This is a genomic window from Finegoldia sp. P2-F-LR, from assembly GCF_052932265.1.
In genome coordinates, this window is sequence record NZ_JBRFJF010000001.1 from 159,859 (window position 1) to 179,001 (window position 19,143).

General features: G+C 28.0%; 21 protein-coding genes. All 21 read right to left on the bottom strand.

Going from position 1 to position 19,143, the window contains the following annotated elements; genetic code table 11:
* Window positions 1–2 precede the first annotated feature (2 nt).
* Window positions 3–713, bottom strand: a complete 711-nt coding sequence (locus ACU68W_RS00790) for a segregation and condensation protein A (RefSeq protein WP_094205742.1) — start codon at window positions 711–713, stop codon at window positions 3–5.
* A complete protein-coding gene (locus ACU68W_RS00795) occupies window positions 710–1,318 on the bottom strand; it encodes a site-2 protease family protein (protein ID WP_316532605.1) in 609 nt (202 codons plus the stop codon). The genes ACU68W_RS00790 and ACU68W_RS00795 overlap by 4 nt, the downstream gene beginning before the upstream one ends.
* Window positions 1,312–1,848: an NUDIX hydrolase gene (locus ACU68W_RS00800; protein WP_094205744.1), complete on the bottom strand. Its 537-nt coding sequence runs from the start codon at window positions 1,846–1,848 to the stop codon at window positions 1,312–1,314. The genes ACU68W_RS00795 and ACU68W_RS00800 overlap by 7 nt, the downstream gene beginning before the upstream one ends.
* A gap of 2 nt (window positions 1,849–1,850) precedes the next feature.
* The gene (gene recN / locus ACU68W_RS00805) at window positions 1,851–3,548 is read right to left on the bottom strand and encodes a DNA repair protein RecN (protein ID WP_446755950.1); all 1,698 of its coding nucleotides are present in this window, start codon (window positions 3,546–3,548) and stop codon (window positions 1,851–1,853) included.
* Window positions 3,549–3,552: 4 nt separating this feature from the next.
* Window positions 3,553–4,005, bottom strand: coding sequence for an arginine repressor (locus ACU68W_RS00810; protein ID WP_002836519.1), 453 nt, complete (start codon window positions 4,003–4,005; stop codon window positions 3,553–3,555).
* Between the two features lie 4 nt (window positions 4,006–4,009).
* Window positions 4,010–4,768 (bottom strand): TlyA family RNA methyltransferase, encoded by a 759-nt coding sequence (locus ACU68W_RS00815; RefSeq protein WP_094208661.1) that lies wholly within the window; start codon window positions 4,766–4,768, stop codon window positions 4,010–4,012.
* Between the two features lies 1 nt (window position 4,769).
* Window positions 4,770–5,579, bottom strand: coding sequence for a polyprenyl synthetase family protein (locus ACU68W_RS00820; RefSeq protein ID WP_094208662.1), 810 nt, complete (start codon window positions 5,577–5,579; stop codon window positions 4,770–4,772).
* Window positions 5,572–5,808: an exodeoxyribonuclease VII small subunit gene (gene xseB, locus ACU68W_RS00825; protein WP_002836523.1), complete on the bottom strand. Its 237-nt coding sequence runs from the start codon at window positions 5,806–5,808 to the stop codon at window positions 5,572–5,574. The genes ACU68W_RS00820 and xseB overlap by 8 nt, the downstream gene beginning before the upstream one ends.
* The gene (gene xseA, locus ACU68W_RS00830; protein WP_094208663.1) at window positions 5,801–7,135 is read right to left on the bottom strand and encodes an exodeoxyribonuclease VII large subunit; all 1,335 of its coding nucleotides are present in this window, start codon (window positions 7,133–7,135) and stop codon (window positions 5,801–5,803) included. Before xseA ends, xseB begins: the two co-directional genes overlap by 8 nt.
* Window positions 7,122–7,535, bottom strand: a complete 414-nt coding sequence (gene nusB / locus ACU68W_RS00835) for a transcription antitermination factor NusB (protein ID WP_094205749.1) — start codon at window positions 7,533–7,535, stop codon at window positions 7,122–7,124. Before nusB ends, xseA begins: the two co-directional genes overlap by 14 nt.
* Before the next feature lie 40 nt (window positions 7,536–7,575).
* Complete coding sequence (locus tag ACU68W_RS00840; RefSeq protein WP_002836527.1) at window positions 7,576–7,908, bottom strand: Asp23/Gls24 family envelope stress response protein; 333 nt, start codon at window positions 7,906–7,908, stop codon at window positions 7,576–7,578.
* Between the two features lie 50 nt (window positions 7,909–7,958).
* The gene (ftsY, locus tag ACU68W_RS00845) at window positions 7,959–9,113 is read right to left on the bottom strand and encodes a signal recognition particle-docking protein FtsY (protein ID WP_094208664.1); all 1,155 of its coding nucleotides are present in this window, start codon (window positions 9,111–9,113) and stop codon (window positions 7,959–7,961) included.
* Complete coding sequence (smc, locus tag ACU68W_RS00850) at window positions 9,107–12,610, bottom strand: chromosome segregation protein SMC (protein ID WP_094223511.1); 3,504 nt, start codon at window positions 12,608–12,610, stop codon at window positions 9,107–9,109. Before smc ends, ftsY begins: the two co-directional genes overlap by 7 nt.
* A 2-nt stretch (window positions 12,611–12,612) precedes the next feature.
* Entirely contained in the window at window positions 12,613–13,677 is a 1,065-nt protein-coding gene (locus tag ACU68W_RS00855) for an elongator complex protein 3 (protein ID WP_094223512.1), read from the bottom strand.
* Window positions 13,670–14,386, bottom strand: a complete 717-nt coding sequence (gene rnc, locus ACU68W_RS00860) for a ribonuclease III (protein WP_094223513.1) — start codon at window positions 14,384–14,386, stop codon at window positions 13,670–13,672. The genes ACU68W_RS00855 and rnc overlap by 8 nt, the downstream gene beginning before the upstream one ends.
* Before the next feature lie 2 nt (window positions 14,387–14,388).
* Window positions 14,389–14,625 carry an acyl carrier protein gene (locus ACU68W_RS00865; RefSeq protein ID WP_094205753.1) on the bottom strand — a complete coding sequence of 79 codons (237 nt, stop codon included), beginning with the start codon at window positions 14,623–14,625 and terminating at the stop codon, window positions 14,389–14,391.
* A complete protein-coding gene (plsX, locus tag ACU68W_RS00870; protein ID WP_094223514.1) occupies window positions 14,618–15,589 on the bottom strand; it encodes a phosphate acyltransferase PlsX in 972 nt (323 codons plus the stop codon). Before plsX ends, ACU68W_RS00865 begins: the two co-directional genes overlap by 8 nt.
* A gap of 96 nt (window positions 15,590–15,685) precedes the next feature.
* On the bottom strand, window positions 15,686–15,874 hold the full coding sequence (gene rpmF / locus ACU68W_RS00875; protein WP_002836538.1) for a 50S ribosomal protein L32: 189 nt from the start codon (window positions 15,872–15,874) through the stop codon (window positions 15,686–15,688).
* 94 nt (window positions 15,875–15,968) lie between these two features.
* Window positions 15,969–17,150, bottom strand: coding sequence for an acetate/propionate family kinase (locus ACU68W_RS00880; RefSeq protein WP_094205755.1), 1,182 nt, complete (start codon window positions 17,148–17,150; stop codon window positions 15,969–15,971).
* Between the two features lie 9 nt (window positions 17,151–17,159).
* The gene (plsY, locus tag ACU68W_RS00885) at window positions 17,160–17,756 is read right to left on the bottom strand and encodes a glycerol-3-phosphate 1-O-acyltransferase PlsY (protein ID WP_094223515.1); all 597 of its coding nucleotides are present in this window, start codon (window positions 17,754–17,756) and stop codon (window positions 17,160–17,162) included.
* Entirely contained in the window at window positions 17,756–19,072 is a 1,317-nt protein-coding gene (der, locus tag ACU68W_RS00890) for a ribosome biogenesis GTPase Der (protein ID WP_094205757.1), read from the bottom strand. Before der ends, plsY begins: the two co-directional genes overlap by 1 nt.
* Between the last annotated feature and the right edge of the window lie 71 nt (window positions 19,073–19,143).

The window sequence follows — 19,143 nt, forward strand, 5'->3', positions numbered from 1 at the left end:
AATTACCTCATTAATATTTCCATTTTATCCTCATGATTTTTTACAACCTTTAATATGTTGGATTTTAATAATTCTAGTAAAGCTAGAAACACAGATATGACTTCATTTTTATTGGTATTTTTTGATAAAAAATATGAAAAACTATATTTGTTATTTTTTTCTACCTTCCACAATATATCTTCAATACAATCTTCAATCTTATATTCTTCCGCTTCTATAATTTCTGTTTCTTCAATGACAATTCTATTATCTACCCTATTTAATATTTCTAACAAAGTTTCAGATAATAAATTAATGTCGGGAACAATCAAATTTTCTTTTTCAGATTGATAAACCGATAAATCCTCTTGAATTTTTCTAAAATGTTTCGATGAGATGTTTTCTAATTCGATTAATTGTTTAGAGATTTCTTTAAATTTTTTATATTCTATTAATCGTTGTTTAATTAAATCCTCATCTATCTGATCATCTTCATCAAAATCATTTTTGGGTAATAATTTTTTTGATTTTATATATAACAAAGTAGAAGCTAAGTAAATGAAATCAGTCAAATCTTTAGTAGAATGATTTTTCAAATTCTCAACTTCTTCAATGAATTTATTTGTAATCTTTGCTAAATCAACATTTTCTATATCAATTTTTTCTTTTTCAACCAAATTTAATAAAAGATCCATTGGACCGTTGAATTCTTCAGTTTCAATAATCAAACTCATAGTGCAATTGCTAACCTTAAAAACTTATCAATTATAAATGATGTTATAGGCGTTAAAACTTTGCCTAACACACCTGAAAATATTAATATAAGCAATATAAAATAAGTGTATTTTTCATATTTTGCCATAAAATCTAGAAATTTTCCTGGAAAAAAAGCAGTTATAACCTTAGAACCATCTAAAGGTGGAACGGGTATTAAGTTAAATACTGCAAAATACACATTGTATACAATAAATAAACTCAAAATTTCTGATACTACAGGATTTAAATGAGAAAATCTAACATATAAAAACGAAAATATAAGTCCTAAAATTAAATTTACTGTAACTCCCGCAATTGAAACCAAGAACATCCCTAAATGTCTGTTCCTAAAATTGTATGAGTTAATTGGAACCGGCTTTGCCCAACCAAACTTAAATAAAATCAAACTAATTGCACCTAATGGATCAATGTGATCAATAGGATTGAAGCTTAATCTACCCATGCTTTTAGCCGTATTATCACCCATCCAATAAGCAACATAACCATGAGCAAGTTCATGGAGAACAATAGTTGGAAGTAATACAAGTATAATTATAATATAATGATTTATCGTTTCTAGCATTTACTCACATTCCTTAAAAAATATAGAATTCCCATAATTGTCTTCCCGTCAACAATAGCTCCATCTTCTATCATTTGCATTAATTTTTCTTGTTCGATGAGTTCTATATTTAAAAATTCGTCATCATCTGCTTCTAGTTCGTCTCTGAATAATTCTTCAGCCAAAAAGAAACTTACTTTTTCATCACTAAAACCTGGAGAAGAATAAGCATCAAATAAATAAGTTAAGTTTTTGCAATTATAACCTATTTCTTCTCTCATTTCTCTTATCGCTGCATCTTTTGGTGTTTCGTTGTGTTCAATTAATCCTGCTGGTAATTCCATTAGTTGTTGGTCAATAGCTTTTCTATATTGACTAACGAAAAATAATTTATTATCTTTTACTGCGATTATGCACACAGCGTTTGCGTGCTCTACAATTTCTCTTTTGGAGTATTTTCTATTTGGAAGTTCAACCGTATCTAACCTTAGGTTTAAAATTCTTCCTTCATATATCATTTCACTCTTTATAGTTTTTTCTTCATAATCCATAATTATCTCCTATCTTTTTTTAATTCATTTGCTTGATTAATCATTAATTTGGCTTGTTCAATTGTAGTTTCCGTTATGTTTATACCACCGATCAATCTAGAAATTTCATTTACCTTTTCTTCAGGAGTTAATACTTTTAGAATTGATTTCGTTTCATTATTTAAATCAATCTTCTCAATTAAAATGTGATTATCGCTCAGTGAAGCTATTTGAGGTAAATGACTTATTGAAATCACTTGTTTATCTTTTGATAAATCAATAAGTTTTTCACCTACTACCAATGCTGTTCTGCCACTTATTCCAGTATCAATTTCGTCAAAAATAAGAGTATTTATATCTTCAAAATCTGATATAACTGACTTAAATCCAAGCATAATTCTTGAAATTTCTCCACCAGATGCAATAGATGCCATTGGTTTTAAATCTTGTCCTAAATTTGTTTTAATTAGAAAATCCAATGAATCATAACCTTTTTCATTGAACTCGGAAAGTTTTTCAAATTTAACTTTAAAATCAGCATGTTTCATATTTAAATCTTTTAGGTTTTGAACTATCAATTTTTCTAATTTACACACAATTTCTTTTCTAATTTTATGAAGTCTATCTGATAATTCAATTCCTTTCTTGTTTTTTGAATCGATTAATTCCTTGAATTTTCTTTTATTTTCTGTAATTTCATTCAGTTCTTTAAGTCTACGTTCCAAATCTTGTCTAAATAAAACTATATCATTAATAGATTTCCCGTATTTTCTCTTTAAATTTGTAATTATTGCTATTTTATTTTCTAAATCATTTAATTTGAACTCATCTTGATAAATGCCTGATGAATATGAACTAATTCTTGAGAACAAATCGTCCATATCATAATAAATTTTATCCAAATCTTGTTTGAGAGAATTAACTTCATTGTCAAACTCAGAGATTGAATCCATCTTGCTTAAAACAATATTAAACATAGTGTTGATATCTTGTTCGTTGTAGTTTTCATCTGAATACATGTTTAATATTTCACCGATATTATTTTTAATCAAATTAACATTCGATAGTTTATTATACTCGTTTTCAAGTTCTTCTTCATCTACATTATCAAGATCTATTTGTGATATTTCATCAATTTGATAATTAATAATATCAAGTTGTCTATCTTTTTCTTCATTTGTAATATTAAAACTCTTGTATGCTTTTTTGTATTCTGCAATATTATTGAGAATTCCGCTTAACTCAGTTTTGATTTTAAAAGTTTCTTCCTTTTCAAAGGAATCAATTAAATCTAAATAAAAATCCTTGTTCAATAGTGATTGAGTTCCATTTTGCCCATGAATATCAACAAATTTACTCATTAATTCATTTAATGTATTAAGCGTGATTGATCTATTATTTAATTTATTTATACTTTTTAAATTAGTGTCTACAATTCTTGAGATTATTATTACTCCATCTTCGACATTGTATCCCATATCTTCTAAAAATTTAATTTTAGAATTGTCAGCTATTGTAAATGTCGCTTCAACAATAGTTTTTTTTGAAGAATCTCTGACAAAACTTTTGTTAAATCTTTGCCCTAGAAGAAGTTCGAAAGCTTCTATCAAAATTGATTTTCCTGAACCAGTTTCTCCAGTTATGATATTAAGTCCATCTGTAAAATCGACATTGATTTTGTCAATTATCGCAAAATTTTCTATATAAAGAGAATTTAACATTTTATTACCTGATGATTGATTTGATTTCTGAAACTAATTTTTCCAATCCAGATTTATCTTCAACAGTTATATAAATTGTATCGTTACCTGTTAGAATTCCAGCAATATTGTCTAATTTAGCGTTGGTAATTGCCATACCACATACTGTTGCAGTGTGAGATATTGTTTTAATAATTACCATGTCTTCATTATGCTTGATAGTCAACACAGCAGATCTGAAAATCTTATCTAATCTTTCGTTTAATGAATCGTGTACAGTGTCAATTATTGCATAATGATATTCGCCTTCTCTAGTTTGAACTTTTGATATTCTTAATTCTTTTATATCTCTAGAAATAGTAGCTTGTGTAGCTCTAACTCCATGAGCTTCTAAATAGTCAGAAAGTTCTTCTTGAGTTCTTATTTCATTTTCTTCTATTAAGTCTAGAATTAATCTTTGTCTTGTGTATTTTTTCATATTTCTACCTCAATTTATTAAATGCTGTCTCCACAACATCCTTGAATTTTATATTCTTATTATCTAAAGTCGTAATATGGATTAAATACTCTATATTTCCACTCTTACCTTTTATTGGACTATGTGTCATCTCAGAAATATACAATCCTTCATTATTTAGATAATTATTAATATCATTTATTATAGATAAATGTTCCTTTTTATTATTAATTATATGATTTTTTGATTTTAATTCAAACTGCGGCTTTATCAAAAATATCATTTCGCCATTATTTTTTAGCATTTTAACGGCATTTGGAATAATCATTTTCAATGATATAAAAGATACATCGCATACTATCAAATCAAATTTCGGATACTCATCTACATTAATATTTCGAAAATTAGTATTTTCGAATAATTTAACCCTGCTATCATGTCTGAGTTCGTCAACCATTTGATTATCTCCAACATCAATAGCATAGACTTCTTTTGCATTGTTTTTTAATAAAACCTGAGTAAATCCACCAGTAGATGAGCCTATATCTAAGCACAAATTATGCTTACCTATGTTAAATACCTCAAAAGCTTTTAAAAGCTTTAAAGCACCTCTCCCAACGTATTCAGTATGTTCTTTTACTTCAACTTCATCAGAATTTATCTCAAGTGATGGTTTCTTTACTAGATTACCTTTATAATAAACCAATTCATTCTCAATCAAAGATTTTGCCTTTGTTCTAGAAGATGCAAAGTTTTTTTCGCACAAATACAAATCAATTCTCATATTAATATTTCCTATCCAACAGTTTATTTGTAATTTTAATTAAAGGTTGAGAATTATCGATATCTTTAATACAATCTATAGCTTTATGAGAGTACTGATTTGCATCTTCAATGCCTTTTTCTTTTCCAAAAATAGTGACATAAGTTTTTTTATTAATTTTTACATCATTTTCATAATCCATAATGTCATCAATTATTTGAAATGCCATTCCTAGATTAAAAGCATAATTTTCTAGTTTTAATAATATATTATCGTCAACTTTACTTAAAATTCCAGCAGATACAGTAGCTGCTTTAAGTAAATTACATGTTTTTTTATCGTAAATTTCAATAATATTTTTTTCAGAAATCTCACTGTCAATATCCAAAAGTTGACCTTTTATCATCCCAAAACATCCTGATTTTTTTACGATATAATTTGCACATTTTGCGTCAATATCGTTTTTAATTGATTCAGATAACACTTCAAAAGAATAATTTAAAAGTGCATCTCCAACTAAAACCGCAATATCTTCCCCGTATTTTTTATGCACTGTTAATTTTCCTCTTCTATAGTCGTCATTATCCATGCATTCCAAATCATCATGTACCAATGAATAATTGTGAATTAATTCTATTGAAATAGCATAACTGATAGATTCATTAATAGATTCATTAAACATTTGATAAGTCAGTAGAAATAAAAGCGGTCTTAATCTTTTTGCATCGTCGTCAACAATAGTATATCTCATAGCTTCGCCAATTTTATCATCGGAAAATTTTAAAGCTTTAATTGTAGTGTTTATTAAATTTATGATTTCCTGACTATTCATTATCATCACTTAAAAGCATATTTATTTGAAAATCTTCCTCTTTGTTATCTTTAATCAAAGTCATTTTACCTTCTTGTTCTTTTAAAATAGAACTTAATCTCTTGTGAAGCTTCATACCTTCTTCGTATAATTTTATATTTTCTTCAAGACTCAGCTCTCTGTCTTCCAACTTTTCAACGATGTCACTTAGTCTTTTTAATCCTTCATCGTATTCTCTATATTCATTCATTGAATTTCTCCTTATTTTGAACAGTTGTATCAAGTTTACCATCTTTCATAATTAAGACAATTTTTTCGTTCTCCATAACATCATCAATAGAAGAAATACTCTTATCATTCTTTAATACTTTTGCATATCCCTTCTCTAAAATTGTACTTGGATTCAAATGCAATAAGTTATTTTTATATGAGTCTAAAATCAATTCTTTGTAATTAATATTTGAGATCAAATTTTTAATCATTGTTATTCGAATTTTATTTAGTTTTTCGATTTCTAAAGATAATAGCTTATCAGGTTTCAACAAGTTTAATTTATGGTAAATATTTAATTCTTCATTGTACTTATCTTCCAAATTTTTCTTATAAGCTTTTTTTAAGCTATCCTTCAAAAGTTGAAGATTATCCATGTGTTCTTTAATAATGTTTTTGGGACCTAAAAATTCCAACTGCTTACCATAATACTCTAATTCTTGATTTTCATCTTCAAATCTTCTTATCAAAATTCTATTAATTTTAGCGTAGCTTTCCTGTAAAAAATATTTTAATTCATTAAAATCAGCAGTGGCTAGCTCAGCAGCTGCTGTTGGAGTAGATGCTCTTAAATCAGCTACAAAATCAGAAAGCATAAAGTCATTTTCATGACCAACGGCGCTTATGATAGGGGTTTTTGAATTATAAATAGTTTTTAAAAGATTTTCATCATTAAATGAATTTAAATCCTCAAAACTTCCACCGCCTCTTCCTACTATAAGAGTATCTAGATTTTGCTCATCCATATATTTAATGCCTTGTATAATAGATTCTGACGATTGCTCTCCTTGAACAACACAATGATATATCAAAATATCGCAAATAGGATATCTTCTCTTTATTGTTCTACAAATATCATTCACGGCCGCTCCCGTAGAAGATGTAATCACGCCAATAGCTTTAGGATATTTAGTTATAGATTTTTTTGTTGATTCCGAAAAAAAGCCTTCTCGTTCAAGCTTTTCTTTTAACTCTAAATACTTTTGAAAAAGGTCTCCAGTGCCTGATTTCTTACATTCTTTTACAAGAAGTTGATAAGTGCTTGATCCTTGATATGTTGTTATGCTCCCTCTTAATTGAACTTTGTCTCCATCTTTTAAGTTTATAGTTTTTGCAAGAGACATTGTTTTAAAAATCATACAAGAAATCAATGCTTTTTCATCTTTTAATCTAAAATAAACATGTCCTGAAATATTTTTATTAAAATTTGAAATCTCACCTTCTATCCACACATTGGATAAAATTGGATCTTTCTTCAAAGTATTTTGAATATAATCAGAAATCTCTTTAACACTATAAACTTGCATTTTCTTTTCTCTTTAATACAGAGCCTAATATGCCGTTGATGAAACTGTATGATTTTTCTGTAGAATATTCTTTCGCTAATTCAACGGCTTCATTAATTGCAACACTATCTGGAGTGCTTTCCACGTATAGAATTTCGCAAACACCAACTTGTAAAATCGATAAATCTAATTTGTTAATTCTGTCCAAGTTCCATTGTTTTGTGTTATTTTCTATAATATTTACTATGTCATCAATATGTTCAATAAAATTTAATACAATTTCTTTGAAAAAAACTATATCATTTTTATTAATATTCTGATATTTACAAAATTCTTCAATTCTATTTTTATCATAATCTCCATTCATATTCATTTCATAGATTAATTGCATTGCGCTTTTTCTAGATTGTCTTCTTGACATATTTCCTCCAAGAAAATAACCCTCTGATAAGAGGGTTACATTAAATACTTATTTTCTCACAAACAACATCTACATTTATGACAACTAACCCAGTCATCATGCCGATATTTTCTTTTATTTTCTTTTGCACCTTATAGCATACATCCTTGATGTTATAATCAGAATCTACTTCAATATGAGCTCTTACATTTACAGCATTGTCAAGAATTTCAATGATTACTGATTTTTGAGCTCCTTTTTGTATATTTACTTTTTCTGATTGTGGTGTCATAATAGCTTTTACACCTTCAACTTCCATGCAAGCTTCTGCTGCAATAAGTGAAATTATGTCATTAGAGATCTTAACAGATCCGTTATTAAATTTATTATCCATGTTATTCCTCCACACACAAATTTTATCAAAAAATGAAAAAAAATTCAATTTTAATTTATTATTGCTTCTATAAATTTTTCTGGTTCAAACTTAACCAAATCATTAACCTGTTCGCCAATTCCAATGAATTTTACTGGAATTCCTAATTCCATTTCTAGTGGAAATATCATTCCACCTTTAGCTGTACCATCTAGTTTTGTAATTATAGCCCCTGTTAAATCAGTTGCATTCATAAATTCTTTTGCTTGAATAATCGCATTTTGTCCAGTAGTACCATCTACAATGAGTAAAATTTCTTTTTTAGCTTCTGGATATTCTTTTTCAATAACTCTCTTTATTTTATTCAATTCATTCATTAAATTCTTCTTATTATGAAGTCTTCCAGCTGTATCGCAAATTAATATATCTGCATCTCTACTTTTCATAGCACTAACTCCATCAAATACAACACTAGCTGGGTCAGAACCTTCTTTGTGACTAATAATGTCAACTTTAGCTCTATTTGCCCATTCAGTAAGCTGCTCTATAGCCGCTGCTCTAAAAGTATCGGCAGCAACCATCAAAACTTTTTTCCCATCTTTTTTGAATTTCATGGCTAATTTACCAATCGTAGTAGTTTTTCCTACACCATTTACACCAACTACTAAAATAATAGTTTTATCATCTACATTTAAATTATTGTCGATCTTATCATTAATTATATTTTCTTTTAATATATCAGCCAAAACATTTTTTATTTCACTTGGATCTTGAATGTTATTAAGTTTTACTTTATCTCTCAATTGAGCAACAATCTTTAATGTAGTTTCAACACCAATGTCAGCGGAAATCAAAGTTTCTTCAATTTCTTCGAATAATTCTTCATCAACCGTTCTATAATTGGCTAAAACTTGATCAATTTTATTAGAAATATTGTCACGAGTTTTAAGTAATGAATTCTTTAATTTTTCAAAAAATCCTTCCCTATTTTCTTCTTTATCTTCGATAAATTCTTCAGATTCTTCTTGGTATTTTTCGTTATAAGTTTCAGACTTTTCATTCTTTTCTTCAACGACTCTTTCAGCATCATTAACTTCTTCACTTATTTCTGTATTTTCATTGGATTGACTAATTTCTAATTCTTCTTGTTGTAAATCTTCTTCTATATTTTTTGTTTCTTCGTCATCTTTTTTAGACTTAAACTTATCAAAGAACTTATTTAGCATATCTCTCTCCTATCTACATCTAATTTAATCATTTTAGATATTCCATCTTTTTCCATACTTATTCCATATAATATGTTAGCTATCTCCATTGTACTTTTTCTATGTGTAATAATAATGAATTGAGTTTTTTCTTTAAATTTAATTAAATATTCTTTGTATCTCTTAATATTTATTTCATCTAATGCAGCATCTATTTCGTCTAATATACAAAAAGAAGATGGTCTTGTCTCAAAAATCGCAAAAAGCAACGCTACCGCTGTCAACGATCTTTCTCCACCGGACAACAAGTTTAGACTTTGAAGTTTTTTTCCAGGTGGTTGAGCAGTTATTTCAATTCCAGAACTTAGAACATCATCTTCGGTCAATTTAAGACTTGCATATCCTCCATTAAAAAGTTGTTTAAAAATCGCAATAAATTTTGTATTTATTTCTTCAAATTTTTTGGTGAATACTTCTTTCATTTCTCTATTAAGCTTATTAATAGCGCTCATGATATCTTCCCTGGATTCAATTAAATCATTTTTACTTTTAGTCATAAAATCAAATTCTTTTTTAACTGATTCATATTCTTGAATACTATCTACAGAAAAAGAACCTATATTTCTTAAATCATTGATAATTTTATTGATTTCTTTCTGACTAATTTTAATATCAGAATTAGATTCTATTGTGTCTATATTAATATCATAGAGCTCATTAATATCTATTTTTATATTATTTAACTTCTCTGTTGTATTTAAAGCCTTTTCAATTAATGAGTTATTGCTTATTTCTATTTTTTGAACACTAGAATTTGAATCATATATTGATTGCTCAATCTTTGTTAACTCTGATTTAAATTCATTCATATTGGACTTCATATTTAAAATTTCATTATTTAGTCCAGAAATAATATCATCATAATCAATAGTTTTAGATTTTATATCATTTTTATGGCTTTTGTATTTAGAAATATTTTTATGAATTTCATCAATTTTAACTGAATTAACTTTAAAGTTATCTTCCAAATATTCTTTTCTGATTTTTGCATCATTTAACTGATTATTAAATATATTTAAATCCCTTTGTACAGAAGAGTATTCAGATTTTAAACTAATCATATTCATTTTTTCCGAATTATATTGTTCTTGTAATTTTTCAATTTCAACACTTAATTCTTTTAAAAGACTTTCTAATTCTACAATTTGATTTTTTAAATCAGTTTCTTGTAAATCATTGGCATCACTTTGTATAGTATTTGAATTCAACTTATTATCAAAATCACTAATATTAGATTTCAAATATTTAATTTCAAACTGTTTGTCCTTGATGTTGCTATTACAAGCATCCCTTTCAGTTCTTAATTTTACAATCTTATCTTCAATAATTTCTAAATCGGATTTGTTTTGATTTACAATATCAATATTTTCTTCGTATATTTTTTTCAAATCATTGTGTTCATTAACACAGTCTTTATACAAATTTTCAACAGAATTTAAACTATTTTTCGTTGATAGTATTGAGTAATTGGAAGGCTTTTTATATCCACCTACCATTGAACCCCAACTATTAATGATATCACCATCTAATGTAACTATTCTATAGTTTTTGTATTTCGAACTTATGATAATAGCATCTTCCATATTTTGAGTAACAAGTGTTTTCTGTGCAAAATAATCTACAATATCCCTAAATTTTTCATCAGATTTTATAAATTCATTTAAATGTCCAAGTACCAATTCATCTTTTACATAATTATAATTTCTAGATTTTATTTTATTTAATGGTAAAAAAGTAAGTCTTCCTATCTTATTTGACTTCAAAAAATTAATTAATTCCTTACCATCATTTTCATTCCTGACAATTATATTTTGAAACGCTGATGACATTATTGCATCAACAGATTTCTCATACTGCTTTGCTACACTGATTAAATCCCCAAGTGTCCCTATTACTTTATCTTGTAAACTAGGATTTAACTTTTTAAAAAAGTTTTGAACTGTAAAGTTGTATCCTTCGTGATTATCTATAGTATTTTTCAAAAACATATATTTATTTTTGTTAGTTATCGATTCTTCTTTTAAGTTTGATAATTTGTCTTTTAGATCAAGTAAAGACTTTTCTTTATCTTTAATAATTCTAGAAATTTGTTCTTTATCTTTGTTCAAATTACCTAAACTTCTGTCATAATCACTGATTATTTCTTCGAAATTTTGTAATGCTTTTACTAGTTGAGTTAATTTTAATTCAGATCCTTCTTTTTGATTTCTTAGCTCTGATATTTCCTTCAATCTTTCTTGTTCAATAGCATCTCGTGAGGATTTTTCAATAATATGTTGTGTATAAATTGACTGTAATTTTTTTAATTTTTCTGATTTCTTATCGCTCAATTCTTTTTTAATGTTAAGTTCATCTTCAGAATCATCAATATTCAATTTTTCTAAATTTGAATTTATTTCTTCAAGCTTTTTCTCAGAGTTCTTTATTGTATTTTGTAAATCATCACTTTTTGATGTTAAATTTTTAATTTCTGATGAATAATTCTCGTTTTCTTTTGTTAATCTCTCTAATTCAGTGTTGCTATTTTTAAGTCTTTCATCATTCAATTGAATATCTGATTCGTTTTTTATTTTTTGACTCTTAATATCAGCTAAATTAGAGATTTTCAATTCTGTATCAATATCTATTTTATTGATGCTTTTTAATAAATCATTTCTTTTATTTTCAAATTTTACAAGTTTTGATTTTAAGTCTATCAAGGTTTTATCATTATTTTCTTTTTTCTCAATGACATCACTTAGTGTAATAGAAAGTTTTTCGATATCCAATAAAGCTTTTTGGATTTCCATTTGCTTTAGTTTTTCTTCCAGAACAATTCCTTGTTTAGCCTTTTTACTTTCTTTTTCTAAATATTTTAATCTATCAACTTGTGAAATCAATATATCTTCAATTCTTAGTAAATTCTCATTAGTTTGTTCAAGTTTCTTAACACTTTGTTCTTTAATGTATTTTTGTTTGGAAATTCCAGATGCTTCTTCGAATAATTCCCTTCTATCTTCACTTTTTGATGACAGAATTTCGTCGATTTTACCTTGACCGATTACAGAATACCCTTCTTTCCCAATTCCCGTATTTAAGAATAATTCCTTTACATCTTTTAAACGAACTTGGTTTTTATTAATGTAATATTCACTTTCACCAGTACGGAAAACTCTTCTTGTTACTGTAATTTCTTGATAATCAATGTCTTTCCATAAGTCATTTTCGAATGTTATGGAAACTTGTGCAAAGTTAACAGGTTTTTCCTTCTGAGTTCCAGCAAAAATAACATCTTGCATTTTATTCCCACGGAGATTTTTTGCTGATTGTTCACCTAAAACCCATAAAATAGCATCAGAAATATTTGACTTTCCGCTACCATTAGGCCCAACAATTGCTGTTATGGGATTATCAAAATTCAATTTTATTTTATCTTTAAAGGACTTAAAACCTTGTATTTCAACTGATTTTAATCCCACAGCTACACCTCTTTTTCAATATATTTAAAAATATTTTCTAAATTAATATCAATTTTGTTGATATGATCTAACACTAAGAAGTTATTATTAGAATTAGAATATTTTATTGTTTTTAATCCATATTTTTCTTTAAAATAATTTTTGTTTTCCCCATTATAGCCGACAAAATTATTCAAAATATTTGGTTTGGCATGTATTTCTAGTGTTTCAAGATTATCATTTTTCAAAACATAATCTACCACTTTTCTATACAAATTATCTTCTACCAATTGTCTATAATTTGGATGAATTGCCCCTGCAACTACATCTTCGCCTTGTTTTATATTTTCTGTATTTAATAGACCTAATCTAATAACTGGAATGTTAGCGTTTATAAATTTCAAATATATTTTGGTACAATTTTCGACCGAATCGTGCAAATTTTCCGGACTATATTTATTAATTTGGGTAAAAGTTTCAAGCATAGTATTCTTTATAACTAAAGTTGGATATATCCTGACAAAATCAGGTTGTAACTTGATTAATTCATCTGCAGTATATAAGTCCATCTCTGTGGTTGATTTGTATAAGCCTGTCATCATTTGGAGCCCTAAACTAAATCCCATAGATTTTATCAGCTCAGAAGATGTTTTAACACACTGACTATCGTGACATCTTAAATTCGAATCTAATACACTATCTACCATTGACTGAACGCCTAACTCTATAGTTTCTACTTTAAATTCCTTAAGAATATTTAAAATGTGTTTATCAATATAATCAGGTCTTGTGGAAAGTCTAATCGATCGAACTTTACCGTCTTCAATGAATTCATTTGCTATTTTTAAATAGTCTATCATAGCTGTTTCTTCAATTCCTGTAAAAGATCCACCATAAAAAGCTATCTGAATATCTTCTTGACTTTTATTAGGAAAATTTGCAAGTTGATTTCTTATTTCACTTCTTATTTCATCTTTTTTAACAACTTCGATATAATTTGTAATTTTGCGTTGATTACAGAAAATGCAATCATTTGGACATCCTAAATGAGGAATGAACAATGATACAATGTAATTTTTCTTACTCATTTATTACCCTTAATTTAATCAAGGCGTTTCTTGCAGCATCTTGTTCTGCATGTTTTTTTGAAGATCCAAATCCAGATCCTATAACCAAGTTACCTTCATAAACATCAACATAGAATTTCTTGTCGTGATCTGGGCCTTCTTCTTTAACAATCTTGTACTTTAATTTATCTCTTGAATTTTTTTGATTATTTTCCTGTAACATAGTCTTATAGTCAATAAAACTAGACTTTGTTTCTATTTCAGCTATGAATAGACTTTTAAACTTATTTTCTACAATTTTAAAAGCCGATTCATAACCAGAATCCAAATATATTGCACCAAAAACTGCTTCGAAAGTGTCAGCAAGTACACTAGGTTTTTCGCTGCCACCTGAAATAAATTCACCATGACCCATCATTAAATATTTTCCTAATTCTAAATACTTGGCCATATTTGAGAAAGATTTTTCACATACCATTTGACTTCTAATCTTTGTCATAGCACCTTCTTTTAACGAAGATTTACTATTATACAAGAAGTCACTAACAATTAGATCCAAGACTGAATCTCCTAAAAATTCCAATCTTTCGTTTGAAATATCTTTATATGATTTGTTTTCATTTCCGTATGAGCTATGAAAAAAAGCCAGGTTTAACAGATTAATATCTGTAAACCTGTAATCTAATTTTTCTTCTAGTTCATGTAGTTTTTCAATTCTAGATTTGTCCACAACTATTTCCCTTGTGCCCTTTCAATTTCATTAACTACATCTTCTACATTTTTCAATGCTGATAGCTTTTCGTCATCAAGTTCAATATCAAATTCTTCTTCTACATCCATTACAATTTCCAATAATCGTACTGAATCTGCTTTAAGATCTTCTACAAATCTTGTTTTTTCGTCTATATCGTCTTTATTAAATTCATTTTTTAAGCCTTCAACAACTTTTTCATAAATTTCTTTATTCATTTACTAACTCCTTTTTTAATTTATCAGTAACATCTTCTTCAATGAATTTTACCAGAGTTAAAATTCCAGACATAATAGCGTCTCTATTAGATGACCCATGAGCTTTAAACACTGGCTTCTTCGTTCCTAGAAATGGTGCAGATCCAACACTGTTATAATCAATACCTGTACTCATTGATTTAATCATAGGAATAATAGCTTGTTGAGATTTTTCATCAAGCTTAGATAATTTTGACTTAGCTAAAGTTTTAATAAACTCAACGGAACCTTCAATTGTTTTCAGAAGAATATTTCCTGAAAAACCATCAGTTACCACGACATCAAAATCACCTTTCAAAACATCTCTTGCTTCAACATTACCTTTAAAATAAGGATATTTTGACAAACTCTTGTATGTTTCTAATCTTAATGAATCTCCCTTATGTTCTTCGACTCCAATATTTAATAGACCTACTTTGCAATCCTCTTTTCCTAAAATATTTTTGGAATATACATATCCCATTTTTGCAAATTGTTCTAATAACTCAGAAGTGACATCAACATTAGCGCCAACATCTAACACTACCACATCACCTTTTAAGCTAGGTACTGTAACCATTAAACAAGGTCTAGATACATTATCAAGCCTTTTTGTTATAAGTGTAGCTCCTGTCAATAAGGCGCCAGTTGATCCTGTCGATAAGAAACCATCGTAATCCTCGTTCAATAAATCAAAACATTTTCTCATACTGGAATCTTTTTTCGATCTTATCGCTTTCGTTGGTGATTCATTATTTTCAATGGTTTCTGTAGCATTTACAAAATCTATTTTGTCTTCAAATCTTTTATTTACAATATTTCTATTTTCTTCTTCATTTCCTACTATTGTCAAGTTAAAATCTTTTTTTTCAAGAGCCATTATAGCTCCTTCTATTAATTCTGATGCTCCTTTATCGGAACCCAAAGTATCTAATAAAATTTTCATACTTCACCTCTAGTATATTCTATCACAATATTGTATGTTATAACATAAAACAAATAAAAAAGCCGCTTAATAATAATTAAACGGCTCTCTTTTTCATTAATTTTGTTCTGAATTATCTACAACTTGTTTTCCATCGTAATACCCACATTCTTTACATACTCTGTGAGGTAATTTTGGAGATCCACAATTAGGACATGTAGTTATAGTAACTCTTGGTAATTTATACGAAGAAGCTCTTCTTTTATCTCTTCTAGTTTTAGAAGTTTTTCTCTTTGGTACTGCCATGCTACACCTCCTTAAGGACTTTAGTCCTTAAAATTTATACAAACAACGTAGTTAATTATAATATAATAATGTTAAGTTGTCAATAAAAATATTATTATTTTGCTAAGTCTAAAGTGTCTCTAGCAATCATTAATTCTTCATTAGTTGGAACAACATAAACTTTAACTTTTGAATCATCAGCTGAGATTAAAGCTTCTTCACGAGTGTTGTTCTTTTCAAGGTCTAATTTAACGCCTAATTCTTCAAATGTATTTAAGATTTCTTTTCTCATTGATGAAGAGTTTTCCCCGATACCACCAGCGAAGCAAATTGCATCAACATGACCTAATTCAGCCATATATCCACCGATATATCTCTTAACTCTTTCAATAAACATATCCAATGCTAATTGAGCTCTGTCATTTCCTTTTTCAGCTTCTTCTTCAAGATCTCTAAAGTCAGAACTAATTCCTGAAACTCCTAATACACCAGATTTTTTATTCAAAATTTGGTTCATTTCATCAGCTGAATATCCTTTTTCATTCATTAAGAATGTCATTACAGTAGGATCCAAATCTCCACTTCTAGTTCCCATTAAAAGTCCTTCCAATGGTGTAAGTCCCATTGATGTATCGTAGCATTTTCCGTCTTTAACAGCTGCTATAGATGAACCATTACCTAAGTGAACTGTAATAATATTGATATCTTCTTTATCTAATAATTGTTGAGTTCTTAAAGTAATATATCTGTGGCTTGTTCCGTGGAAGCCGAATTTTCTTAATCTGTAATCTTCATAGTATTCGTAAGGAATAGCATACATAAATGTTTTAGCTGGCATTGTTTGGTGGAAAGCAGTATCGAATACAGCGATATTTTTCTTTCCTGGAGCTAATTTTTCACATGCTTCAATTCCCATTAAGTTAGCTGGGTTGTGAAGCGGACCAAATTTGATAAATTCTCTAATCTTATCTTTTACTTTATCGTCAATAATGCAAGATTCTGTTAATTTATCTCCACCGTGTAGCACTCTGTGACCAATAGCAGATACTTCGTCTAAACTCTTGATAACACCATATTTTTCATCTAATAAAGCATCGAAAACATGGTTAATAGCTTCAGTGTGATCTTTCATTGGTTCTTCTACTACTAATTTTTCTCCATTAACTTTATGAGTTAATTTAGAACCTTCAATTCCAATTCTTTCTACTAATCCTTTACATAATACACTTTCATCAGTCATATCAAATAATTGATATTTTAATGAAGAACTACCACAATTGATTACTAATACTTTCATTTTTTCCTCCTAATTTTTACCTAATTTACTTTCTTTTCCATGAATCAATCTATTTATATTGGATCTATGCTTGAATAATGATATTATTCCTAGCAAAATATAAATTAAACCAATGTAAAAGTCTTTTCTAATGTAAATTAATCCATAAATAACAGCTGAAACACATCCTATTATGCTTCCCAATGAAACATATTTAGTTATAAGTACAACTATTAAAAACAATATTAATAAAAATAAAACTTGTAAAGGTTGGGCAAACAATAAAACACCGAAAGATGTCGCAATGCCTTTGCCACCTTTAAAATTATAAATAACTGGTAATATATGTCCTACTACACATAAAAGCCCACATACTAGTATACCTAAACTGCTGAAAAATTTAAAGCCCAAATATGCACACAATAATCCTTTTAAGAAATCTATCAAAAAAGTTGCCAAACCAAAGTTCACTCCATAAACTCTTAAAGCATTGGTTGCACCTGCATTTTTGCTTCCATAATTTCTTATATCCTGTTTATAAATCAACTTAGAAAGCATAATAGAACCACTTATATTACCTATGAAATAACATATTATTCCAAGGACGATTAAATATAAATAATTCACTATTTTCCCCTTGTCTTAAATTCAAATTGCAAAGGAACACCTTCAAAGCTAAAGTTTTCCCTTAGCTGATTTTCGATATATCTTTGGTATGAAAAATGCATCAAATCATTTCTATTTATAAACACCAAAAATTTTGGTGGTCTGGCTTCTATCTGAGTAATATAAAAGATTTTCAAACGAACACCTTTATCTGATGGTGGTGGATTTAATAAAACCGCTTTTGATATTACATCATTTAAAACACCTGTGCTAATTCTCATAGAATAATTATTATCTACTTTTTCGATTTCAGTAAACAAAGTATCGATTCTTTTATTTTCTTTTACACTTATGAACACGATAGGAACATACATTACAAATCCCAATTTAGTTCTGATATCTTTTTTGAAATCATTCATAGTGTTAGTTTGTTTTTCGACAAGATCCCATTTATTCACAAGAATAATCATAGCTTTGCCTTGATCATGAGCATATCCTAAGATTTTTGTATCTTGCTCGCTGACACCTTCAGTGGCATCTATCATTAGAACGCAAATATCAGACCTATCAATTGCTGACAAAGTCCTTACAACAGAATATCTCTCGACTTCTGTGTCAATCTTTTTTCTTTTTCTTAGACCTGCTGTATCTATAAATATATACTCATTTCCCTTGTAATTAATCTTAGAGTCTATGGCATCTCTCGTCGTTCCTGCAATATCAGTAACTATCATTCTTTCTTCGTTTAACAAGTTATTAATCAAAGAACTTTTACCAACATTTGGTTTTCCAATTAGACAAACTTTTGTAATATCCTCATCAGATTCTGTATTTGAATTATCATCAAATTTTGAAACAACAGCTTCTAGTAAATCTCCAAGCCCCATAGAATTTGAAGCACTTATAGGAAATATTTCATAAAATCCAAGATTATAAAAATCATACACATTGTCCTGTTGTTTTATATGATCAATCTTATTTACAACTAAAATTACGCTTTTTTTCGTTCTTCTAAGCATATCGGCAACTTCCATATCAATTGGAGTGATACCTTGTTTACCGTCAACCATAAACAAAATAACATCTGCAGTTTCAATAGCAAGTTCTGTTTGTTTTTTAATATTTTTAGTAATGATTTCATTACTTTTTGGTTCCAAACCACCTGTATCTACAACTGTAAAATATTTATTTTGCCACTCAGCTTCCATATACAATCTATCTCTTGTAACCCCTGGATCATCTTGAGTGATGGCGATTCTTTTTTTGATTAATTTATTGAATAATGTAGATTTTCCTACATTAGCTCTTCCTACAATAGCAACAACTGGTTTTGCCATGTTATCACCTCATTTCTCTATAAATGATACCATAAAATGTGTCAAATATACAATATTTCATCAAAAAAACA

Excerpts from the sequence above, each read along its gene's own strand:
- ACU68W_RS00880 (WP_094205755.1), bottom strand. The coding sequence starts at position 17,150 with ATGAAAGTATTAGTAATCAATTGTGGTAGTTCTTCATTAAAATATCAA.
- ACU68W_RS00795 (WP_316532605.1), bottom strand. The coding sequence starts at position 1,318 with ATGCTAGAAACGATAAATCATTATATTATAATTATACTTGTATTACTT.
- ACU68W_RS00810 (WP_002836519.1), bottom strand. The coding sequence starts at position 4,005 with ATGAAAAAATACACAAGACAAAGATTAATTCTAGACTTAATAGAAGAA.
- ACU68W_RS00790 (WP_094205742.1), bottom strand. The coding sequence starts at position 713 with ATGAGTTTGATTATTGAAACTGAAGAATTCAACGGTCCAATGGATCTT.
- ACU68W_RS00800 (WP_094205744.1), bottom strand. The coding sequence starts at position 1,848 with ATGGATTATGAAGAAAAAACTATAAAGAGTGAAATGATATATGAAGGA.
- ACU68W_RS00865 (WP_094205753.1), bottom strand. The coding sequence starts at position 14,625 with ATGAATAAAGAAATTTATGAAAAAGTTGTTGAAGGCTTAAAAAATGAA.
- plsX (WP_094223514.1), bottom strand. The coding sequence starts at position 15,589 with ATGAAAATTTTATTAGATACTTTGGGTTCCGATAAAGGAGCATCAGAA.
- rpmF (WP_002836538.1), bottom strand. The coding sequence starts at position 15,874 with ATGGCAGTACCAAAGAGAAAAACTTCTAAAACTAGAAGAGATAAAAGA.
- ACU68W_RS00820 (WP_094208662.1), bottom strand. The coding sequence starts at position 5,579 with ATGAATAGTCAGGAAATCATAAATTTAATAAACACTACAATTAAAGCT.
- ftsY (WP_094208664.1), bottom strand. The coding sequence starts at position 9,113 with ATGCTAAATAAGTTCTTTGATAAGTTTAAGTCTAAAAAAGATGACGAA.
- recN (WP_446755950.1), bottom strand. The coding sequence starts at position 3,548 with ATGTTAAATTCTCTTTATATAGAAAATTTTGCGATAATTGACAAAATC.
- nusB (WP_094205749.1), bottom strand. The coding sequence starts at position 7,535 with ATGTCAAGAAGACAATCTAGAAAAAGCGCAATGCAATTAATCTATGAA.
- ACU68W_RS00855 (WP_094223512.1), bottom strand. The coding sequence starts at position 13,677 with ATGAGTAAGAAAAATTACATTGTATCATTGTTCATTCCTCATTTAGGA.
- xseA (WP_094208663.1), bottom strand. The coding sequence starts at position 7,135 with ATGCAAGTTTATAGTGTTAAAGAGATTTCTGATTATATTCAAAATACT.
- xseB (WP_002836523.1), bottom strand. The coding sequence starts at position 5,808 with ATGAATGAATATAGAGAATACGATGAAGGATTAAAAAGACTAAGTGAC.
- der (WP_094205757.1), bottom strand. The coding sequence starts at position 19,072 with ATGGCAAAACCAGTTGTTGCTATTGTAGGAAGAGCTAATGTAGGAAAA.
- ACU68W_RS00815 (WP_094208661.1), bottom strand. The coding sequence starts at position 4,768 with ATGAGAATTGATTTGTATTTGTGCGAAAAAAACTTTGCATCTTCTAGA.
- ACU68W_RS00840 (WP_002836527.1), bottom strand. The coding sequence starts at position 7,908 with ATGGATAATAAATTTAATAACGGATCTGTTAAGATCTCTAATGACATA.